Origin of the sequence: Clostridium boliviensis, from assembly GCF_033342255.1 — a bacterium.
GTDB classification, from domain to species: domain Bacteria; phylum Bacillota; class Clostridia; order Lachnospirales; family Lachnospiraceae; genus Lacrimispora; species Lacrimispora boliviensis.
In genome coordinates this window covers 328,163-345,560 of the sequence record NZ_JAWONS010000240.1, presented here as the reverse complement: position 1 = coordinate 345,560, position 17,398 = coordinate 328,163, and the positions used below count along the sequence as shown (strand labels likewise).

The window sequence follows — 17,398 nt, the reverse complement described above, 5'->3', positions numbered from 1 at the left end:
AAAATTATCAAAATCTGCACAAAAATACCGCCGGCTATGTAACCGGCGGCAGAATAATATTATACATTAAAACGGAATAAAATTACATCTCCGTCTTTTACTACATATTCTTTACCCTCTAATCGTACCAGGCCTTTTTCCTTAGCAGCGTTGTAGGTCTTGCAGTCCAGCAGATCCTGATAATGGACTACCTCCGCACGGATAAAACCACGTTCAAAATCGGTGTGTATCTTTCCTGCTGCACCCGGTGCCTTTGTTCCTTCTTTTATGGTCCATGCTCTGGTTTCTGTTGGTCCGGCTGTTAAGTAGCTGATCAGACCAAGTAAGTGGTAGCTGGCTGCGATCAGTTTCTCAAGACCGGATTCGGTAAGTCCTAAGTCTTCCAGAAACATCTTTTTCTCATCTTCTTCCAGCTCTGCAATTTCCTGTTCGATCTGAGCACAGATAACAAAAACTTCACTGTTATTTTCTTTTGCAAAGGAACGGACCTTTTCTACATAAGCATTGGAAGCTCCATCATCGGCAAGGTCGTCCTCACAGACATTGGCGGCAAAGATAACCGGTTTATAAGTAAGAAGATTAAGAGTGGACAAAAATGCTGCCTCATCTTCATCGTCTGCTTCCATACTTCTGGCAAGTTTGCCATCTTCTAAGTGTGCTTTGATTTTCTTTAAAATGGTTAATTCCTTTGCAAGGGACTTATCATTCATGGCACCTTTGGATGTTTTAGAAATTCTGCGGTCCAGAATCTCTAAATCAGAGAAGATAAGTTCCAGATCAATGGTCTCAATATCCCTAAGCGGATCTACGCTACCGTCTACGTGAATGACATTGGGATCTTCAAAGCAGCGTACCACATGAACGATGGCATCTACCTCGCGGATGTTGGAAAGAAACTGGTTTCCCAGACCTTCACCCTTGGAAGCCCCTTTAACAAGACCTGCGATGTCTACGAATTCAATGACAGCAGGTGTGATTTTGGCGGAATCATACAATGCAGCCAGTTGTCCTAAACGTACATCCGGAACAGGAACAACTCCTACATTTGGATCAATGGTACAGAAAGGATAGTTGGCAGATTCTGCCCCGGCCTTTGTGAGTGAATTAAACAGAGTGCTTTTCCCTACGTTCGGCAAGCCGACAATACCTAATTTCATATCAAATACCTTCCTAATATTGTTTATATTCATGGTTGATTTTTATCTACAACTAATATAGAATATCATATTATCCACAAAATTAAAAGAGAAAAACAAAAAGAACGAAGCCTATGTCGAAATATAGTTGAATATGTCGGGCGAATATGTTTGATTTTTGTGTTTTAGCGGGGTAAAATAAAGAAAACATCGAAAGGAGAAGACGAATGGCAAATACGGCAGATATTAGTTTTGTGCATTTAGGAATTACCATTGACCATTTGCAAAACAGTATCTCGATATTTGGATTCCGCATTGCATTTTACGGTATTATCATAGGGATTGGAATCTTAACAGGTCTTTGGGTTGCAGCAGGCGATGCAAAGCGCAGAGGGCAGGACCCGGATATTTATCTGGATTTTGCACTGTATGCAATCATTTTTTCTATTATGGGAGCCAGGATTTATTATGTAATTTTTGACTGGGCCAATTATAAGGATGATCTGCTTCAGATATTCAATACCAGGGCAGGGGGGCTGGCAATCTACGGTGGCGTCATTGGAGCTGTCATTACCCTTACGGTTTACACCAGAGTGAAGAAACTTTCCTTCTTTTCTTTGGCGGATACTGGTTGCTTAGGTCTGATAACCGGGCAAATTATAGGAAGATGGGGAAACTTCTTTAATTGCGAGGCTTTTGGCGGATATACAGACGGCCTGTTTGCTATGAGAATCAGAAGGGCGCTTGTTAATGAGAATATGATATCTAAGGAGTTATTAAACCATTTGATTGTAAAAGACGGCGTGGAGTTTATTCAGGTACATCCCACGTTTCTTTATGAATCGGTCTGGAATTTATGCGTTTTGATATTTATGCTTTGGTATCGGAAACGAAAAAAATTCGATGGGGAAATGCTTCTGATCTACCTGCTGGGCTATGGATTGGGACGAGTATGGATCGAAGGACTCCGTACGGATCAACTGATCTTTTTTAGTACTGGCATACCGGTGTCTCAGGCGCTGTCATTGATTTTGGTAGTGATATCTACTCTTGTGCTCTTCTGCAAACACAGACAGATACGAATAAAGAGCAAAGGAGAAACATGATATGATAATGTCAAAAGAAGAGTTAATACAGAATATCGAAGTAGCAAGGGAAAGATTAAATAAAAGCATTGACCACGAAGACGGAGAAGTGATTTATCTTAGAAGTGTGGAGTTGGATAAATTAATTGAACAATATATTGAAGCAGGGTATTAAAAAACGAAACGAAAGCAATTGTTCTAAATCGAGTGTTTTTGGAGAACAGAATGTGTAGAGATACATATCCTGTTCTTTTTTGGCTTATAGCTTTTCATCAATTAAATGAGGTAGAATATGAAAAACAGGCTTAAAAGCGTCATTCGACACATATTTCATTCCGGCACCATTTTTACCCAGCTGGTTACTTTTACAGCTGTCGTCAGCATTGTTCCCATTGTCTTTATCAGCTCACTGATGCTTCGAAAGATCGGTGATATGATAACAGAGGAGCTGATGGCATCCCATAATCAGCTGGTTGCACAGTACACAACGTCTCTAGAGGGTAAATTAGACCAGTATCAGTACAGTTTAAAGCAGTTGTCAAATAATACCATTGTTTTAAACACTCTCCAGGGAAGAACAAAGGACAAAAACCCCTATATTTTGGGGAATGATGTCAGCATAGAGGTAAATAAATCCTTTCATCTGGATGGATATGAAGTCCGGAATTGTATGATTTATTCAAACAACCTGGAAACAAAAATATATGGTACCAGAGTTGCAATGATCACAGAGGCCAGCAGGGAAATCTGGTATTTAAGCAAAGAAGCGGCCAGCCAGTATTATTTTATTTATTCCACGGGAGATGGTAAGAGAAGTAAGGTGCTGTCACTGATTAAAAACATTATCGATGTTGATGTAAACAGTTATAAGAGCAATTATGTGGGATTTGTCAAGCTGGATTTATATACGAAAAAGCTGTTTGAACCGGCAATTGGAGAAGATTATTCTTATGCCTATGACGTCATTGTACTGGACAGGCAAAATCAGATTGTATATTCTTCCAATCCATCGTACAATGGCATCATACAGGAACAATCTTTTGAGGAGCTGAAGGATAAGAGAAAATATGGGAAAGATACCATGATTGGTACCAGTTTTGAGGATTATTATGGACTGAAGCTGATTTTTCTGTTTAACAACAGCCAGCTGGACCGTAAAAAGCTGGAAATACAAAATTCCATTTTACCCGTAATCGTTTTGGTTATGTTGGTCATTGCACTCACTGCATTTTTATTTACCAGAAGCTTTGCCAGGCGGGTATCCAGATTAATTGATAAGATAAAAGTAGCGGAAACAGGAGATCTCACCATTAATGAGGAGATAAAGGGAAGTGACGAAATCGCTGTTCTTGATAAGCAGTTTAATCAGATGCTTTTAAAATTAGACCGGCTGATTAAGAAAAATTACGTTCAGCAGCTGGAAAATAAGGAAAGCCAGGTCCGAAATCTTCAGCTTCAGATCAATCCTCATTTTTTATATAATACCCTGGAAACCATAAGCTCAATTGCTGCTGTAAACGGAGTTTTTCTTATCTGTGATCTCTGCGAAAAGCTGGGTGAGAATTTCCGGTACAGTCTGGGCAGAAATTATGGGGAATTTGTAACTGTGAAACAGGAGTTATCCCATACTCAAAATTATATTTACATACAAAAAACCCGTTTTGGGAATAAATTTGAAGCGTATTACAATGTGGAGCCAGGGCTGGAGAAAAATCTGGTTTTAAGGTTTATTTTACAGCCCATTGTAGAAAATGCCATTGTTCACGGGCTGAGTGTCATGGAGAAGCCTGGAACATTAGAAATATCCATCTATCAGGAAGATGATTTTCTGATGATAAAGATTGCAGATGATGGAATCGGTATGTCAGAGGAAATGGTGGAGGAGATCAGGGATCATATAGAAATCAGGGGCAATGAGGAGCGAAAAAAGCAGAGCATCGGGATACAGAATGTAAATCAAAGGATTAAGCTTACTTATGGAGAGGAATATGGAATCACCATTGAAAGCGGGGAAAATAAGGGCAGCATTTTCACCATATGTCTGCCTTTCATGCAATAGGAGGGGCATAAATGGATAAAAGGGTTTTAATTGTAGATGATGAGGACTTAATCAGACAGGGGATGATTGCCAGACTTCAGTATTTGAATCTGAAACCTGTGGCAATGTATGAGGCAGAAAGCGGACTTGCGGCAATTGAAATACTTAAAAATCAACCGGTTGATATTGTAATTACAGATATCCGTATGGCGGATATGGATGGGTTGACCCTGATTCGCACAGTAAAATTATTTTTACCTGATATCCAGTTTATTATTATAAGCGGCTACGCGGAATTTGAGTATGCGGAAAAGGCGATCCGGCTAGGGGTAACGGCCTATCTTTTAAAGCCCATATCCAATGATGCCCTGAAAAAAGCGGTGGAAGATGTGGCAGAACGTATTGATGAAAAGAAGAAGGATAAGCAGATGATACGAAAGGGAATCCGCTCCATGGAGGAAAATCGTACCTATCTCTTTGAAAAGACAATGAATGACCTGCTTCTAAGCCAGGAAACCTCTGGCAGCGGCAGTACTGCCGAAACCACTGTGTATCAGAAGTTTCCTCTTCTTAACCGCTATGTGATGGTGAGCATGATACATATTGACGGAGTCAGCTATGAACAGAATTATTTCGAATGCAAAGATATTGATTTAATCCAGTTTTCCATCAAAAATGTATTTATGGAGCTTTCCTCCTCTTGCGGCAAGTTAATTGTAAGTAATTTAAGCAACAAAAACCAGCTTTATGCGTTGACCAGTCATAAAAACAAAAACCAGCTTCGCCTTGAGACAGAAAGACTTCTGACTATATTTTTAAATGTAATGCGTAAAAAGCTTCATGTCTCCCTTACAGTCGGTGTCAGTACAGCTCTTATGGAAACTGTAAAAAACGGTGCCGAAGAGGCGAGGGAAAGCCTTATGCAAAGAGTAATCCATGGGAATTCCAATCTGTATTTTTTTGATGATATCAGAATTTTGTCTGCGGACCAGATTCCGGTATCGGAACTGAATATGCTGCGCAGGTATATTGAACGGCATGATGCAGAGCATATTGAAGTTATGATACAGGATATATTTTCAGATGAGAATATAAAGAAATACAATACTTCCTATGTGCGGATCCTCTGGACCAGAATAACAAATATGATATTAAGCCTTTCCAGTTCAGCAGCCATTGATCCGGAAAAGATTGAGAAACTGGTTATGAAGCCGGAGTTTTTATCCTCCTTTCAATCGCTGGAGGATTTGCGCAGACATCTTTACCTTCTGATTATGGACTGTATGAGCGCAGATGCCGATCCGGATGGGAATGCAAAAAATAAAATTAAATTAAGCATCAAATACATCAGGGATAATTACAACAGGGATATTTCAGTCAATGAACTGGCTGAAAAGTATTCCTTAAGTCCCAATTACTATTCTACTATATTCAAACGGGAGACAGGGCAGACAACGGTAAATTATATCAAAGAGCTGCGCCTGAATAAAGCCTGTGATTATCTGGTGAATTCTGGAAAGAGTATTGCAGATATATCCAAAGAGGTGGGCTATGAGGACAGCCAGTATTTCTTCCGTGTCTTTAAAAAGACAACTGGCCTGACTCCGTTGGAGTACCGCAAAGCCCACCGTAAATAATGATTCATTATCTGTGTGGCAGGATAACAGGCGCGACTGCCACCAGATTTTCAATTTCAGTATTAGTTTGATACAGCTTTGGAATGAGAATAGACTCGGGATCTGAATCCGGATACAACTCATTATACGGAATTACCAGAGACCGGCAGTCAGAGAATTCTTTTACACAGGTTTTTGCCGTACTGCGTACAGTGAGAATGTAAGGGTCATTGCCGGTGTGGCTGAATCCCGGTTTTTTTGTATCGCAGATGGTAAATAAGATTGTCTGCTCTTTGCTGTTATATTGGACCTCAAGGATAGGTCCTCTGGATACCCAGGTTTTCTGGTGATGGATAGCATGCTCCAGTTCTTTTTCCACATCGCCGCCGTTTACGCCTTCGATGAATGTGGCATATTGATCTTTCATATCCCAACTGCCGTGTAAATCCATACCGCAGGTAACAGCCAGAGAGTAACCTTTTAAAACAAGGTCTTCCCACCACAAAAGTGCCGGTTCATTTACCTGGTGAAGCGGTTCGGGGTTGTTAAAGATTTCTAGAAAATCAAAGGATGTAAAATCTGTAATCGTCATGTCGAACCGGCAGCCTCTGGCAAAGGGGTGTCCATAGGAATATGGATGGGCAATCCCCACCAGGGCTCCTTTTTCTTTCAGTCTGTGAAACAACAGTTCAGGTCTGTGTAAATCAATGGATTCCCAGGAAAGGTATTCTTTTAAATTCAGGCACAGGATATGGCCATAATAGGTCGTATACTCCATTCCGTATATGGCAGCAATTCTGCTTTTTTTCTGCTCCAGAAGTTCTTTGATTTTTCTGTGCCCGGAAATGGTATTGTGGTCTGTGATAGCAAATCCGTCCACAAGATCCTCCTCCATAAATTGGATGAGCTGGGAGGGGGTCAGTGCGCCGTCTGATTCTGTGGTGTGATTATGAAGTTCCAGTCGCTTATACATAGGCACCTCCATCTGTGATAACCTGCTTTTCCTGGTTTCCTGCGGATAAAGTCAGGCGGTAGTTTGTTCCGTCAAGAAGCACATTAAAGACTGCAAGAGTCACTTTAATTACTCCGGAAATACAATCCTGCGGAATGCAGCCGTCGCTGGTAAAATCCTTTGTAAAAACCATGTTTCTCGTAATGAGCTGTTTGTGGACTCCTCCGATAAAGGTATCATTCATTGTAACAATTGTGTGTATTTCTGTTTTCATTCCTCTCATGACATCCATGATTTCCTCGTCGGAAGCATGTTCATATTCCGGCAGTCCGCTGCAGGACTTTCTTATCTTTTCTGTCATCTCTTTTGTGATCTCATTATAACGCTGTTTGTCAAAAGTAAATTCAATATCCATTGCATCGTAAACTCTGTCAAGGCAGATAGTATAAGAGATCTGTCCCACAAAGCCTTCGTTTAAAACCCCTCCGGTCTCATAGATTAATTCCATAAAAAACCTCCATATTCTTCTGTGTTAAAGCCACTATACTACCGCTGCTATAAGGAAGCAATAGAGGTTCTTAATGTTTAACAATTATCCACTGATATGCGTAGAAATGTCCATTGTGGAGAATTGTATTATCCGATATCCTTATATTACAGATAAGAAAGGGAGGGTTCTTAAGTGAAAGTGGTTACTTTTAATATTCGGTGTGATTATGAGCAGGACGAAGAAAACAGCTTCTGTTACCGCAAGCCGTATATTTTACAGAAAATAGTAAAGGAATCTCCTGATATAATCTGTTTTCAGGAAGTCCTGCCCCACGTGGCGCTGTGGCTGAAAGAAAATCTAACGGATTATAACGTCGTTGGCTGCGGTAGAGGAAAAGACCTTAATGATGAACAGACTGCAGTTGCCTACAGAAAGGTAAAATTTGATCTCCTGGGGTTTCTCGTGTTCTGGCTTTCGAAGACTCCCGGAGTATTTGGCTCCCGTTATGAGAATCAGAGCATTTGTCCCAGAACATGTACAAAAGTATTTTTATGGAGTTTTGAGGACAAAAGGCTGATCCGCATTTATAATACCCATCTGGATCATGAAAGCAAAGATGCGAGGAAGTCAGCTCTCAGGCAGATCCTTAAAACAGTCAGAGATGACAGGTGCAGTTACGACGCCCCTGCTGTAATTGCAGGAGATTTTAATGCCTGTCCGGATTCGCCGGAAATGAAAGTCATGAATGCTGCCGGGGAATTTGTTGATTTAACAGGGGGGACAGATGGAACCTTTCATGATTATGGAAGACAGAAGGCAGAAAAGATCGACTATATTTATGGGGACAGTGTATTGATCTGCCAGGAAGTAACCATCTGGGATGAATCGTGGAAAGGAGTTTATCTATCCGATCATTACCCGGTTTGTGTAAGACTCAAATTTGCGGCAGAAGATAAAGGAGAGAGTTAATATGTCCATTACAAAGAAGTTGATCCGGTTCTGGCCTTTGTATCTTATGCTGGTGCCCTGTATCATTTATTATGTTCTCATCTGTTATGTTCCAATGGGGGGGATTTTACTGGCTTTTAAAGATTATTCCTTCCGAAAAGGGATATGGGGAAGTCCCTGGGTGGGATTGCGTTATTTCCGCATGTTTTTTACCAGTTATGATTTCCCCAGATTATTAAGAAACACGCTTGTTGTAGGATTTATTAAATGCATTCTGGAATTTCCTTTTGCAATAATTCTTGCACTTTTGCTCAATGAGTTTAAGAATGATAAATTTAAAAAGATCAGCCAGACCATCACGTATCTGCCCCACTTTTTATCAACAGTTATCATTGTGACCATGCTTCAGAGAATCCTGGCGCCTGATATCGGTGTACTGAACCAGTTTATAGGAAAGCTGGGAGGGGATTCCGGTACATTTTTCTTAATGGAACCAAAATATTTCTTTCAGCTGTTATTCTCTATGGATTTATGGAGAAATATAGGCTGGGATTCCATCATATATCTGGCGGCAATCAGCGGCGTAGATGCAGCTCTTTATGAGGCGGCAAGTATCGACGGCTGCTCCAGACTGAAAAAGGTCTGGTATATTACACTACCTGGAATTCGGGGAACAATTGGTTTGCTTTTCATTATGGGAGTGGGAGGACTTTTATCCACGGGTTTTGAACAGATTTACTTACTGCGGACTCCGGGAAACATGTCGGTTGCAGATACGCTTGATACCTTTGTTCTCCAGATGGGGCTTATGAACGGGCAGTTTGGCTACGCAACGGCAGTGGGGCTCATTCAGGGAATTGTAGGACTTATTCTGGTAATAATATGCAACCGGTTATCAAAACGATTTACAGGAGTCAGTCTCTGGTAAATAAAAGATGAAAGAGGAGGTATTTTTATGAAGAAAAGTATCAGGAAACGGCTGCTTGCAGGAGTTTTAGTGGTCGCAGTGGGGGCAGCTGGTATGACAGGCTGCAGCTCAAAGGCAAATGAGGGGGCAAATGGCGGGGAGAGCGCATCTATGGACAATTCGGGGAAACCGGATACCTGGATTGCAGACCGTACCATTACGGTGCAGGCTTATGTGGATGATATCGGAAACAGCCTGCCAAAGGATCTGGCAAATACAGAGGTTATGAAGGAACTGACGAAGCGCACTGGTATTAAACTTGACATCCAGTATACTCCGGGAGACAAGGATTCTAATGTTATGGCAGCACAGCTGGCATCAGGAACCATTCCGGATGTGATTTTTTCTTACATGGATGATTCCACAAGAAAAGAATTTCCTATTCTTTTAAAGGCAGCTAAGGAAGGAATGTTTGCCGATGTATCCGGATTGTTAAAAGATACAAAAGTTTACAGCCGTTATCTGGAAGATAATTATTTACCCGACGATTCAAAGAAAAATATTACCTTCCGGGAGGATTTTAATGGAGCCGCTTATATTCTGCCTTTATCCGTTGATTCCGAAGACAGATCTTTAATCTATGATCCACAGACTGCATACAGAGGCGGGATGTACATCCAAAAGGCCATTGCAGATAAGCTTGGGATTGATCCGGCGAAGATCAGAACACAGGATCAGTTTTATGACCTGCTGGTACAGATTAAAAATGGAGATTTTAAAGACGACAACGGCAATTCGGTTTATCCCCTGGGACCGAAATACTGGGGAGGATCTCCGGATACGCTGAAATACATTGTACCTGGCTTTAACTGGGGTGTCAGCGACGGCTATAATTTAAACAGCGACGGAATTATCATGCATGAAGCAGACACCGATTACGTGTTTGAGAAGATCAATTACTTAAGAAAGCTGCTTTCAGAAGGGCTGATGAATCCGGAGTTCTTTACCATGGATGCCACCCGTGCGGAAGAAGTATCCAGATCCCATAACTCTGCAATTATGGCAGATGTACACAATTATCAGGATATTATATATGCCTCCGAAGACTGGGTGCCCCTTGGACCGTTAGATGATATTACGGGAAATAATGCCATGGTGGTGCATGGAAAAAAACAGAACGGCGTGTGGGCTATTTCTGCAGATGCAAAGAAACCGGAAGAGATATTAAATTTCTTTGATTATTTATCCACACTGGAAGGCCAGCTTCTCTGCCAGTATGGTGTAGAGGGAAAAAGCTATGAGATGAAGGACGGAAAGCCGGTACTGACTGATGAGACATTAAAAAAATTAAACGAAGGTGATAAGGACTATCTGGTTAATAATATCGGTGCAGGTTTTGGCTATACAGGCTGTATCTTCTTCAGCTTTGCCCTTACCAATTTAGATAACATGAATAATTTTGGGGAAAACCGCCCGGGAGCAAATTCCAGCACGACCTTTAAACGGGCCGTTGAGGTAGCAAAGGATTATCCAATCACCTACAGACTGGTTCCCGGATTAGATGCAACCGGATATTTATCAGCCGACTCCATGGCAGATGTAAAAGCGCAGATGTCTCTGCTTAACTATAAGGAAATGATCGTCCAGGCGGTTTATGCAGGAACGGATGATGAGGCAAAAAAAATTGTTGAATCCTTCCGCCAGCAGTTAAAGGCAGCTGGAAATGACAAATTTGTGGAGTATTTAACAGAGCTTTATAAAAAAGATCCATCCTCCATCGACTTTGATAAAAAATAAACTGTATGAGAAAGAAAGGGCAGGGTGCTCAGATATGAAAGCAAAAAGGGCAGTGAGCGGACGCAGTAAAATAAAATCAGGCAGATCGGAACAGGTAATACAGGTTTTAATTTATTGCGTGGTCATTGGACTATGTCTTGCCATCATTCTGCCCTGTTTCAATATTGCAGCTCTGTCTTTTAATGACGGTAAGGACGCGGCAAAAGGAGGAATCTATTTCTGGCCCAGAATGTTCACTCTGGATAATTATAAACAGGTATTTCGGGATGGAACAATAACCAGGGCCTATATGATTACCATAGCAAGGACTGTGCTTGGTACAGCGGCCAGCCTGACAGTGACCTCCTTTGCTGCTTATGCCTTAAAAGAGAAGGAGCTGCCGGGCAGAAAAATTCTTACGATGCTGATTACCTTTACCATGCTGTTTGGCGGTGGGATGATTCCTACTTATATTCAGTACAATAAGCTGGGACTGGTAGATCATTTTAGTGTTTATGTTGTACCAGGTCTGGTAAGTGTTACCTATTTACTGATGATGAGAACCTTTTTTGAGAGCATACCAGAGAGTCTGGAAGAGTCGGCAAAGCTTGATGGCTGCGGCTATTTTGGAATCTTCTTAAGAATTGTTCTGCCTTTAAGCAAGCCAGTTATTGCTGTAGTGGGATTATATACAGCAGTCAATCACTGGAATGACTGGTTTTCCGGTGCATTCTACATGAGAAGCAGCCGGCTGTGGCCGGTGCAGACTGTTTTACAGCAAATGCTGACCAGGGCGATGGCAAATAAGGAGGTAACCTCTGTAGCGCAGGCCATTGCCCAGAATACCAATTCTGTCACCTCGGATTCTCTTAAGATGGCTGCAGTTGTTATAACAACAGTTCCTATTTTATGCGTGTATCCGTTTGTGCAGAAGTATTTTACAAAAGGAGCAATGATTGGAGCGGTTAAAGAGTAAATCAGGCAGACGGAGGTTTCAATGACAGGAAAAAAGTGGGATGTATTTATATATGGAGATATTAATATTGATATTGTAATACCAGGAGTAGAACAGTTACCCGGAGCCGGTCAGGAGCATGTTATAGAGGATATGAGTGTCTATCCGGGCGGCGGTGCAGCACTTTTTTCTTTAGGACTTGGAAAGCTGGGGTTAACCCCGGCTTTTCAGGGAAGTGTGGGAGCGGACTGCCATGGAACGTGGCTGCGTGAGGAACTAATGCGCAGTCACGTAGACTGTACATTTCTGCGTACCTCACTAAAAAGTAAAACAGGAATATCCCTGAGTTTTACCAATGAAAAAGACCGTTCCTTTCTCACATACCGGGGAACCAATGAGGAATGGAACTTAGAAGAGATTGATTTTGACGGAGTAAAAAATTCGGGGCATATTCATCTGACTTCTTATGCCGGCAGCCGCAATCACCATTCATTTAAAAAGGTTCTTAAAAAAATCAGGGAAATCAGTTCTGCTACAGTCAGTTTTGATGTGGGCTGGGATGAAACAGGGGAGTGGTATGAGGGCATTTATGAATTGCTTCCCTTCATCGATATCCTGTTTATGAATGAAGCGGAAGCAGTTCATTACACAAGAGGGCTGAGCGCCAAAGAGGCCGCACTGGAATTTTCAAAGCATTGTGCCATGGCAGTGATCAAGCTGGGAAAGAAGGGATCCATTGGCGCTAAGGACGGTACACTTACACAGTCTGGCCCCTATACAGTAAATGCAGTTGATACTACCGGAGCCGGAGATTCCTTTAATGCAGGCTTTGTATACGGATTTTTAAAAGGCGATACCATGAAACAGTGTTTAATACTCGCCAATGCCTGCGGTGCCATGTCAGTCACTGCATATGGAGGTAATACAGCCTTTCCTTCGAATGAGGAGCTGTATCATTTTTTAAAACTACAGAACGAAAGGCAGGAAGGTTAAATGAAGATCACAGTAATCGGCGGAGCAGGAGTAAGAACAGTCATTTTTATCAACGGCCTTCTTAACCGTTATAAGAAATTAAATATAGATGAAGTAGTGCTATATGATATTGACCGGGAAAAGCTGGAAATTATAAGCCGCCTGTGCCGTCATGTTGTAGCAAGAGGAGGATATGATTTAAATGTCCGTACTTCTTTTGATGCGGCAGAGGCAATATCAGGGGCGGATTATATTGTAACCACAATCCGGGCAGGGGGAGATCATTCCCGGGTTATTGATGAGGAAATCGCCTTAAATGCCGGAGTCATTGGTCAGGAAACAACGGGAGCAGGCGGCTTTTCCATGGCTGTCCGTACCATTCCTGTTTTAATGGAATATTGTGAACTGATAAAAACCCATGCTCCTCATGCATGGATCTTTAATTTTACCAATCCCTCCGGCCTGGTGACACAGGCCTTAAAAAGCGCAGGTTATGAACGGATCATAGGAATCTGTGATGCTCCCAGCAGCACAAAATACCGCATGGCAAAGCATCTGGGTGTGTCACAGGAACAGCTTTCTGTGGAATTTTTCGGACTGAATCATTTATCCTGGATCCAGAGTGTGAAATTGGAAGGCCGGGAGATTCTTAAGGAACTGCTGTCTGATAAATCATTTTTAAAGAGCGTACAGGAGTTTTCTGTATTTGATCCGGAGCTTTTAAAATCACTTGGATATCTGCCCAATGAATACCTTTATTATTATTATCATAGGGAAAAGGCTCTTAATAATATTAACAAGTCTGGGGAGACAAGAGGAAAAGTAATTGAATTGGTAAACTGCCGGATGATGGAAGAGCTAAAGCGGATGGATATAGAAGAGGAGCCGGAGGCGGCGCTTCAGGTATTCCTTTACTACATGGCACTGCGGGAAGAATCTTACATGAGCATTGAAACCGGACATGATAAAAAAGAAACCATTAAAAAAGGAGAGCTGGAAGTACCGGATGGTATGGGATATGCAGGCGTCATGCTGGACTGTATCGAAGGCCTTCAGAGTGAAGAGAGAAAGGAACTGGTATTATCTGTCCAAAATGATGGCTGCATAGAGGGACTGGAAGATCAGGATGTCATTGAGGTGACATGTTATGTATCAAAGAATGGAATCGTGCCAGTGCCTGTGGGTAAGGTTCCGGAGCATTGCTATTTACTTATCAGGCTGATTAAAATGTATGAAAAACTTACTGTAGAAGCGGTTGAAAACCACTCAAAGGAAACTGCAGTCAAAGCATTGACGTTGCATCCGCTGGTTAATTCCTATTCACTGGCAAAAAAACTGGTGGAGGAATACGACTCTGCTTATGGAGGGATACTGGGAGGCTGCCATGGTATTTGACTTACACAACAGAGATCGGATCTGTCATCTTATTGAAGAACTGGCAGAGTTAAGATATAAAAATCTGCGCAGCTTTGAACATTTTTTCTGGTATGAGGACAATGGTGCAGTGGGAAACAGAATGCCTGCGGGCGAACCGATGGAAATTGAGCAGGGATTTCGGTGGAAAGGCTGGGATCAGTACAACTGGCTTTGTACCAGACTTTCTGTACCGGCGGAGCTTATGGAGGAAGATGTAGTCGGGATTTTTGATTTTGGTGTTCCGGAAGGAACCGGAAATAACAGCCATTTTGAAAGTCTTCTTTATTTAAATGGCAGGCCTTATCAGGGAGTGGACGGAAACCACAAAGAGGTATTTCTTGAGGTGAAAAAAAACGGCCCTTTGCTGGATTTGAAATTTCGTCTGTGGTCCGGCTTAAACGGCGGCGGAGTCCCAAAGGATATGGTTATGGAACTGGTCCGCGCCCAATATGGGATACTGGACCAAACTGCTGATGATTTTTATTTTCTGGCGAGAAATGTGCTGGAAACCTATGATATTCTGGATTCTGGCAACGAATATAGAGAATGGATGCTAAGTATGCTTGTAAAGGCGTTTGGCTTTGTTGATTATACAGAGCCAGGTACGGAATTCTTCTATGAAAGCATAAAAAAGGCATATGAATATTTAAATATGAAGATGAAGGGGCAGGGAAAGCCGGACATACAGGTAAGCATGCTGGGACATACCCACATCGATGTTGCATGGCTGTGGAGGCTTCGCCATACAAGAGAAAAAGCAGCCAGATCATTTTCTACAGTAAACAGAATGATGGAACGCTATGATCATTATCATTTTCTGCAGTCCCAGGCCCAGCTTTATGAATTTATAAAAGAGGATTATCCGGATATTTATGAATCCATCAAAAAGCGTGTAAGAGAAGGTAAATGGGAACCGGCTGGAGCCATGTGGGTGGAATGTGACTGCAACCTGGCAGGCGGAGAGTCCATTGTAAGACAGATTCTTGTCGGTAAAAATTTTTTTCAGGAAGAATTTGGGTACGAGAGTGAGTTTCTATGGCTGCCTGATGTGTTCGGATACTCCTGTGCGCTTCCCCAGATCTTAAAAAAGGCAGGGGTGGAGGCTTTTATGACGACCAAGATCAGCTGGAATGATACCAACCGTCTGCCGTTTGATACCTTCCTATGGAAGGGAATTGACGGGACGGAAATCACCGCCCATTTCATCACCACTACAGACCAGGATTCTGATTCCTATACGTACAATGGAGATACCAGACCCTACGCGGTCAAAGGGGTATGGGATAACTACAAAAACAAGGATATAAACCGTGATCTTCTTATTTCATATGGATATGGAGATGGCGGAGGGGGACCAAACCGTGATATGATTGAGACCCTGAAACACTTAAACAAAATTCCCGGACTTCCCAGAGTGCAGTTTGAGAGCGCTACGGAGTATTTCAGAAGGCTGAGAGAAAATGTAAAAGAAAATGAAATGGAAGGATACCTTCCGGTCTGGGATGGGGAACTTTATCTGGAGTTTCACAGAGGAACCTACACCTCCCAGGCATACAATAAGAAAATGAACCGGAAGATGGAATTTAACCTTCGGGACACGGAGATACTCTCTGTTCTTGCACAGAAGTGGGGTGGGATTCCTTATGACAGAGAAAGGCTGCTAAAAGCCTGGAAAATTGTACTCTGCCAGCAATTCCATGATATTCTGCCGGGTTCTTCCATTCGTGAAGTGTATGAGGACAGCCATGTGGAATATGACAAGGCCTGCCAGCTTCTTTCTGAGGTATGGGATCAGATTAACAAGGGAATCTATGAGGAAAAAAAGGGCGTCTATACGGTATGGAATAATTCAAACTGGAAGAGAACGTCTGTTGTCAGAATACTTAATACCACAGACAGCGATTGCTTCCGGGATGAAAAGGGACAGATCCTTGATCATGTTACAAAAGACGGTGTTTCACAGGTTCTGGTTAAGGATATGGCTCCGTTCTCATTTGTAACTTTGTACAGGGAAACAGCTTCCTTGAAAGTGGATCACTGCGATCAGGATTTCAGCCAGATTAACACAGATGATAATACGGGTCAGGCTGAAACAGGATTTTACCGCATAGCCTGGAATAAATGGGGGCAGCTGACTGAAATTTATGATAAGGAAGCACACAGAGATGTTCTTTCAAAGGGGAAAAGAGGCAATGTTTTACAGGTATTCGAAGATAAGCCAAGATGCTTTGATGCCTGGGAGCTGGAACCTACGTATGGAAATAAAATGGAAGAGATCAGGGATCTAAAGGAGGTTTGTGCAGAAGTAAATCCCCTGGGAATCTGGGTTACGTTTTACTGGAGCTATCATAAGTCCACAATCTCCCAGACTCTGTGTCTCTATCATGATAAGAAAAGGATTGATTTTAAGACCCGGATCATATGGGAAGAACGCCAGAAGCTTTTAAAGGCTGCTTTTCCTGTGGGGATCAGGAGTATTGATGCCAGATTTGATATTCAGTACGGAAATATCAGACGCAGAATAACAAGAAATGACAGCTGGGAAGCCGCCAGATTTGAGGTGGTTGCTCATAAGTGGGTAGATTTCAGTGAAACGGGATATGGTGTGGCGCTTTTAAACGATTGCAAGTATGGTCACGATATCTATGAGGATACCATGCGTTTAACACTGCTTAAATCGGCAGCAGATCCCGACTATGCCGCAGATTTAGGACTCCATGAATTTACCTACTCCCTCTATCCTCATTCGGAAGAATGGTATGATTCCGGTCTGGAACAGGAGGCCTTTGACTTAAATAATCCGGTCACAGCAGTTTCCGGTGCACCCAGAATCACAGAAGGAAGTCTGTTTGATTTTGATAGTAATTATATTTCAGTAGATTGCATCAAACAGGCGGAACATTCTGAGGATACTGTGCTCAGGTTCCATGAATTTGCCGGATCAAGAGTGAATACTATCCTTAAGAGCGCCTTAAATATTTCGTCCTGGTGCTTGTGCGATTTAATAGAGCGTCCGTCTGAAAACTTTAAATGCGGACCGGTAAAACTGGAATTTACACCTTATGAGATAAAAACTATTCTGGTCAGATTTAATTAATGGCTTAGAC

At 42.1% G+C, this 17,398-nt stretch carries 14 protein-coding genes; 11 read left to right on the top strand and 3 right to left on the bottom strand.

From position 1 onward, the window contains the following. Positions 1–59: 59 nt before the first annotated feature. A complete protein-coding gene (gene ychF, locus RZO55_RS16380; protein WP_318065318.1) occupies positions 60–1,157 on the bottom strand; it encodes a redox-regulated ATPase YchF in 1,098 nt (365 codons plus the stop codon). A 206-nt stretch (positions 1,158–1,363) separates the two neighbouring features. Between ychF and lgt the strand changes: the two genes are divergently transcribed. The 4 genes from lgt to RZO55_RS16360 all read left to right on the top strand — a co-directional run bounded on the left by lgt (position 1,364) and on the right by RZO55_RS16360 (position 5,896). Then, the gene (lgt, locus tag RZO55_RS16375) at positions 1,364–2,242 is read left to right on the top strand and encodes a prolipoprotein diacylglyceryl transferase (RefSeq protein ID WP_318065317.1); all 879 of its coding nucleotides are present in this window, start codon (positions 1,364–1,366) and stop codon (positions 2,240–2,242) included. A gap of 1 nt (position 2,243) precedes the next feature. After that, positions 2,244–2,396, top strand: a complete 153-nt coding sequence (locus RZO55_RS16370; RefSeq protein ID WP_185140375.1) for a Spo0E family sporulation regulatory protein-aspartic acid phosphatase — start codon at positions 2,244–2,246, stop codon at positions 2,394–2,396. Positions 2,397–2,513: 117 nt separating this feature from the next. Next, complete coding sequence (locus tag RZO55_RS16365; protein ID WP_318065316.1) at positions 2,514–4,280, top strand: cache domain-containing sensor histidine kinase; 1,767 nt, start codon at positions 2,514–2,516, stop codon at positions 4,278–4,280. 11 nt (positions 4,281–4,291) lie between these two features. Continuing rightward, the gene (locus RZO55_RS16360) at positions 4,292–5,896 is read left to right on the top strand and encodes a response regulator transcription factor (protein ID WP_318065315.1); all 1,605 of its coding nucleotides are present in this window, start codon (positions 4,292–4,294) and stop codon (positions 5,894–5,896) included. A 7-nt stretch (positions 5,897–5,903) separates the two neighbouring features. On the opposite strand, the gene RZO55_RS16355 is transcribed toward RZO55_RS16360, so the two are convergent. Together RZO55_RS16355 and RZO55_RS16350 are read right to left on the bottom strand one after the other, a co-directional pair. Next, entirely contained in the window at positions 5,904–6,848 is a 945-nt protein-coding gene (locus RZO55_RS16355) for a CehA/McbA family metallohydrolase (RefSeq protein WP_318065314.1), read from the bottom strand. After that, complete coding sequence (locus RZO55_RS16350) at positions 6,841–7,335, bottom strand: DUF6669 family protein (protein WP_318065313.1); 495 nt, start codon at positions 7,333–7,335, stop codon at positions 6,841–6,843. Before RZO55_RS16350 ends, RZO55_RS16355 begins: the two co-directional genes overlap by 8 nt. A 174-nt stretch (positions 7,336–7,509) precedes the next feature. On the opposite strand from RZO55_RS16350, the gene RZO55_RS16345 reads away from it, so the two are divergent. The 7 genes from RZO55_RS16345 to RZO55_RS16315 are packed head-to-tail and all read left to right on the top strand — an operon-like array spanning position 7,510 to position 17,388. Beyond that, the gene (locus RZO55_RS16345; RefSeq protein WP_318065312.1) at positions 7,510–8,286 is read left to right on the top strand and encodes an endonuclease/exonuclease/phosphatase family protein; all 777 of its coding nucleotides are present in this window, start codon (positions 7,510–7,512) and stop codon (positions 8,284–8,286) included. Between the two features lies 1 nt (position 8,287). Beyond that, a complete protein-coding gene (locus RZO55_RS16340; protein ID WP_318065311.1) occupies positions 8,288–9,193 on the top strand; it encodes an ABC transporter permease in 906 nt (301 codons plus the stop codon). A gap of 27 nt (positions 9,194–9,220) precedes the next feature. Continuing rightward, the gene (locus RZO55_RS16335) at positions 9,221–10,969 is read left to right on the top strand and encodes an extracellular solute-binding protein (protein WP_318065310.1); all 1,749 of its coding nucleotides are present in this window, start codon (positions 9,221–9,223) and stop codon (positions 10,967–10,969) included. Positions 10,970–11,003: 34 nt separating this feature from the next. Beyond that, entirely contained in the window at positions 11,004–11,924 is a 921-nt protein-coding gene (locus RZO55_RS16330; RefSeq protein ID WP_318065309.1) for a carbohydrate ABC transporter permease, read from the top strand. A 21-nt stretch (positions 11,925–11,945) separates the two neighbouring features. Further along, positions 11,946–12,896 (top strand): carbohydrate kinase family protein, encoded by a 951-nt coding sequence (locus RZO55_RS16325; RefSeq protein WP_318065308.1) that lies wholly within the window; start codon positions 11,946–11,948, stop codon positions 12,894–12,896. After that, complete coding sequence (locus tag RZO55_RS16320; protein ID WP_318065307.1) at positions 12,897–14,270, top strand: family 4 glycosyl hydrolase; 1,374 nt, start codon at positions 12,897–12,899, stop codon at positions 14,268–14,270. Further along, positions 14,236–17,388 carry an alpha-mannosidase gene (locus tag RZO55_RS16315; RefSeq protein ID WP_318065306.1) on the top strand — a complete coding sequence of 1,051 codons (3,153 nt, stop codon included), beginning with the start codon at positions 14,236–14,238 and terminating at the stop codon, positions 17,386–17,388. The genes RZO55_RS16320 and RZO55_RS16315 overlap by 35 nt, the downstream gene beginning before the upstream one ends. The last annotated feature ends 10 nt before the right edge of the window (positions 17,389–17,398 follow it).

Coding starts and splice junctions, on each gene's coding strand:
- ychF (WP_318065318.1), bottom strand. CDS start 1,157: ATGAAATTAGGTATTGTCGGCTTGCCGAACGTAGGGAAAAGCACTCTG.
- lgt (WP_318065317.1), top strand. CDS start 1,364: ATGGCAAATACGGCAGATATTAGTTTTGTGCATTTAGGAATTACCATT.
- RZO55_RS16370 (WP_185140375.1), top strand. CDS start 2,244: ATGATAATGTCAAAAGAAGAGTTAATACAGAATATCGAAGTAGCAAGG.
- RZO55_RS16365 (WP_318065316.1), top strand. CDS start 2,514: ATGAAAAACAGGCTTAAAAGCGTCATTCGACACATATTTCATTCCGGC.
- RZO55_RS16360 (WP_318065315.1), top strand. CDS start 4,292: ATGGATAAAAGGGTTTTAATTGTAGATGATGAGGACTTAATCAGACAG.
- RZO55_RS16355 (WP_318065314.1), bottom strand. CDS start 6,848: ATGTATAAGCGACTGGAACTTCATAATCACACCACAGAATCAGACGGC.
- RZO55_RS16350 (WP_318065313.1), bottom strand. CDS start 7,335: ATGGAATTAATCTATGAGACCGGAGGGGTTTTAAACGAAGGCTTTGTG.
- RZO55_RS16340 (WP_318065311.1), top strand. CDS start 8,288: ATGTCCATTACAAAGAAGTTGATCCGGTTCTGGCCTTTGTATCTTATG.
- RZO55_RS16335 (WP_318065310.1), top strand. CDS start 9,221: ATGAAGAAAAGTATCAGGAAACGGCTGCTTGCAGGAGTTTTAGTGGTC.
- RZO55_RS16330 (WP_318065309.1), top strand. CDS start 11,004: ATGAAAGCAAAAAGGGCAGTGAGCGGACGCAGTAAAATAAAATCAGGC.
- RZO55_RS16325 (WP_318065308.1), top strand. CDS start 11,946: ATGACAGGAAAAAAGTGGGATGTATTTATATATGGAGATATTAATATT.
- RZO55_RS16320 (WP_318065307.1), top strand. CDS start 12,897: ATGAAGATCACAGTAATCGGCGGAGCAGGAGTAAGAACAGTCATTTTT.
- RZO55_RS16315 (WP_318065306.1), top strand. CDS start 14,236: ATGGAGGGATACTGGGAGGCTGCCATGGTATTTGACTTACACAACAGA.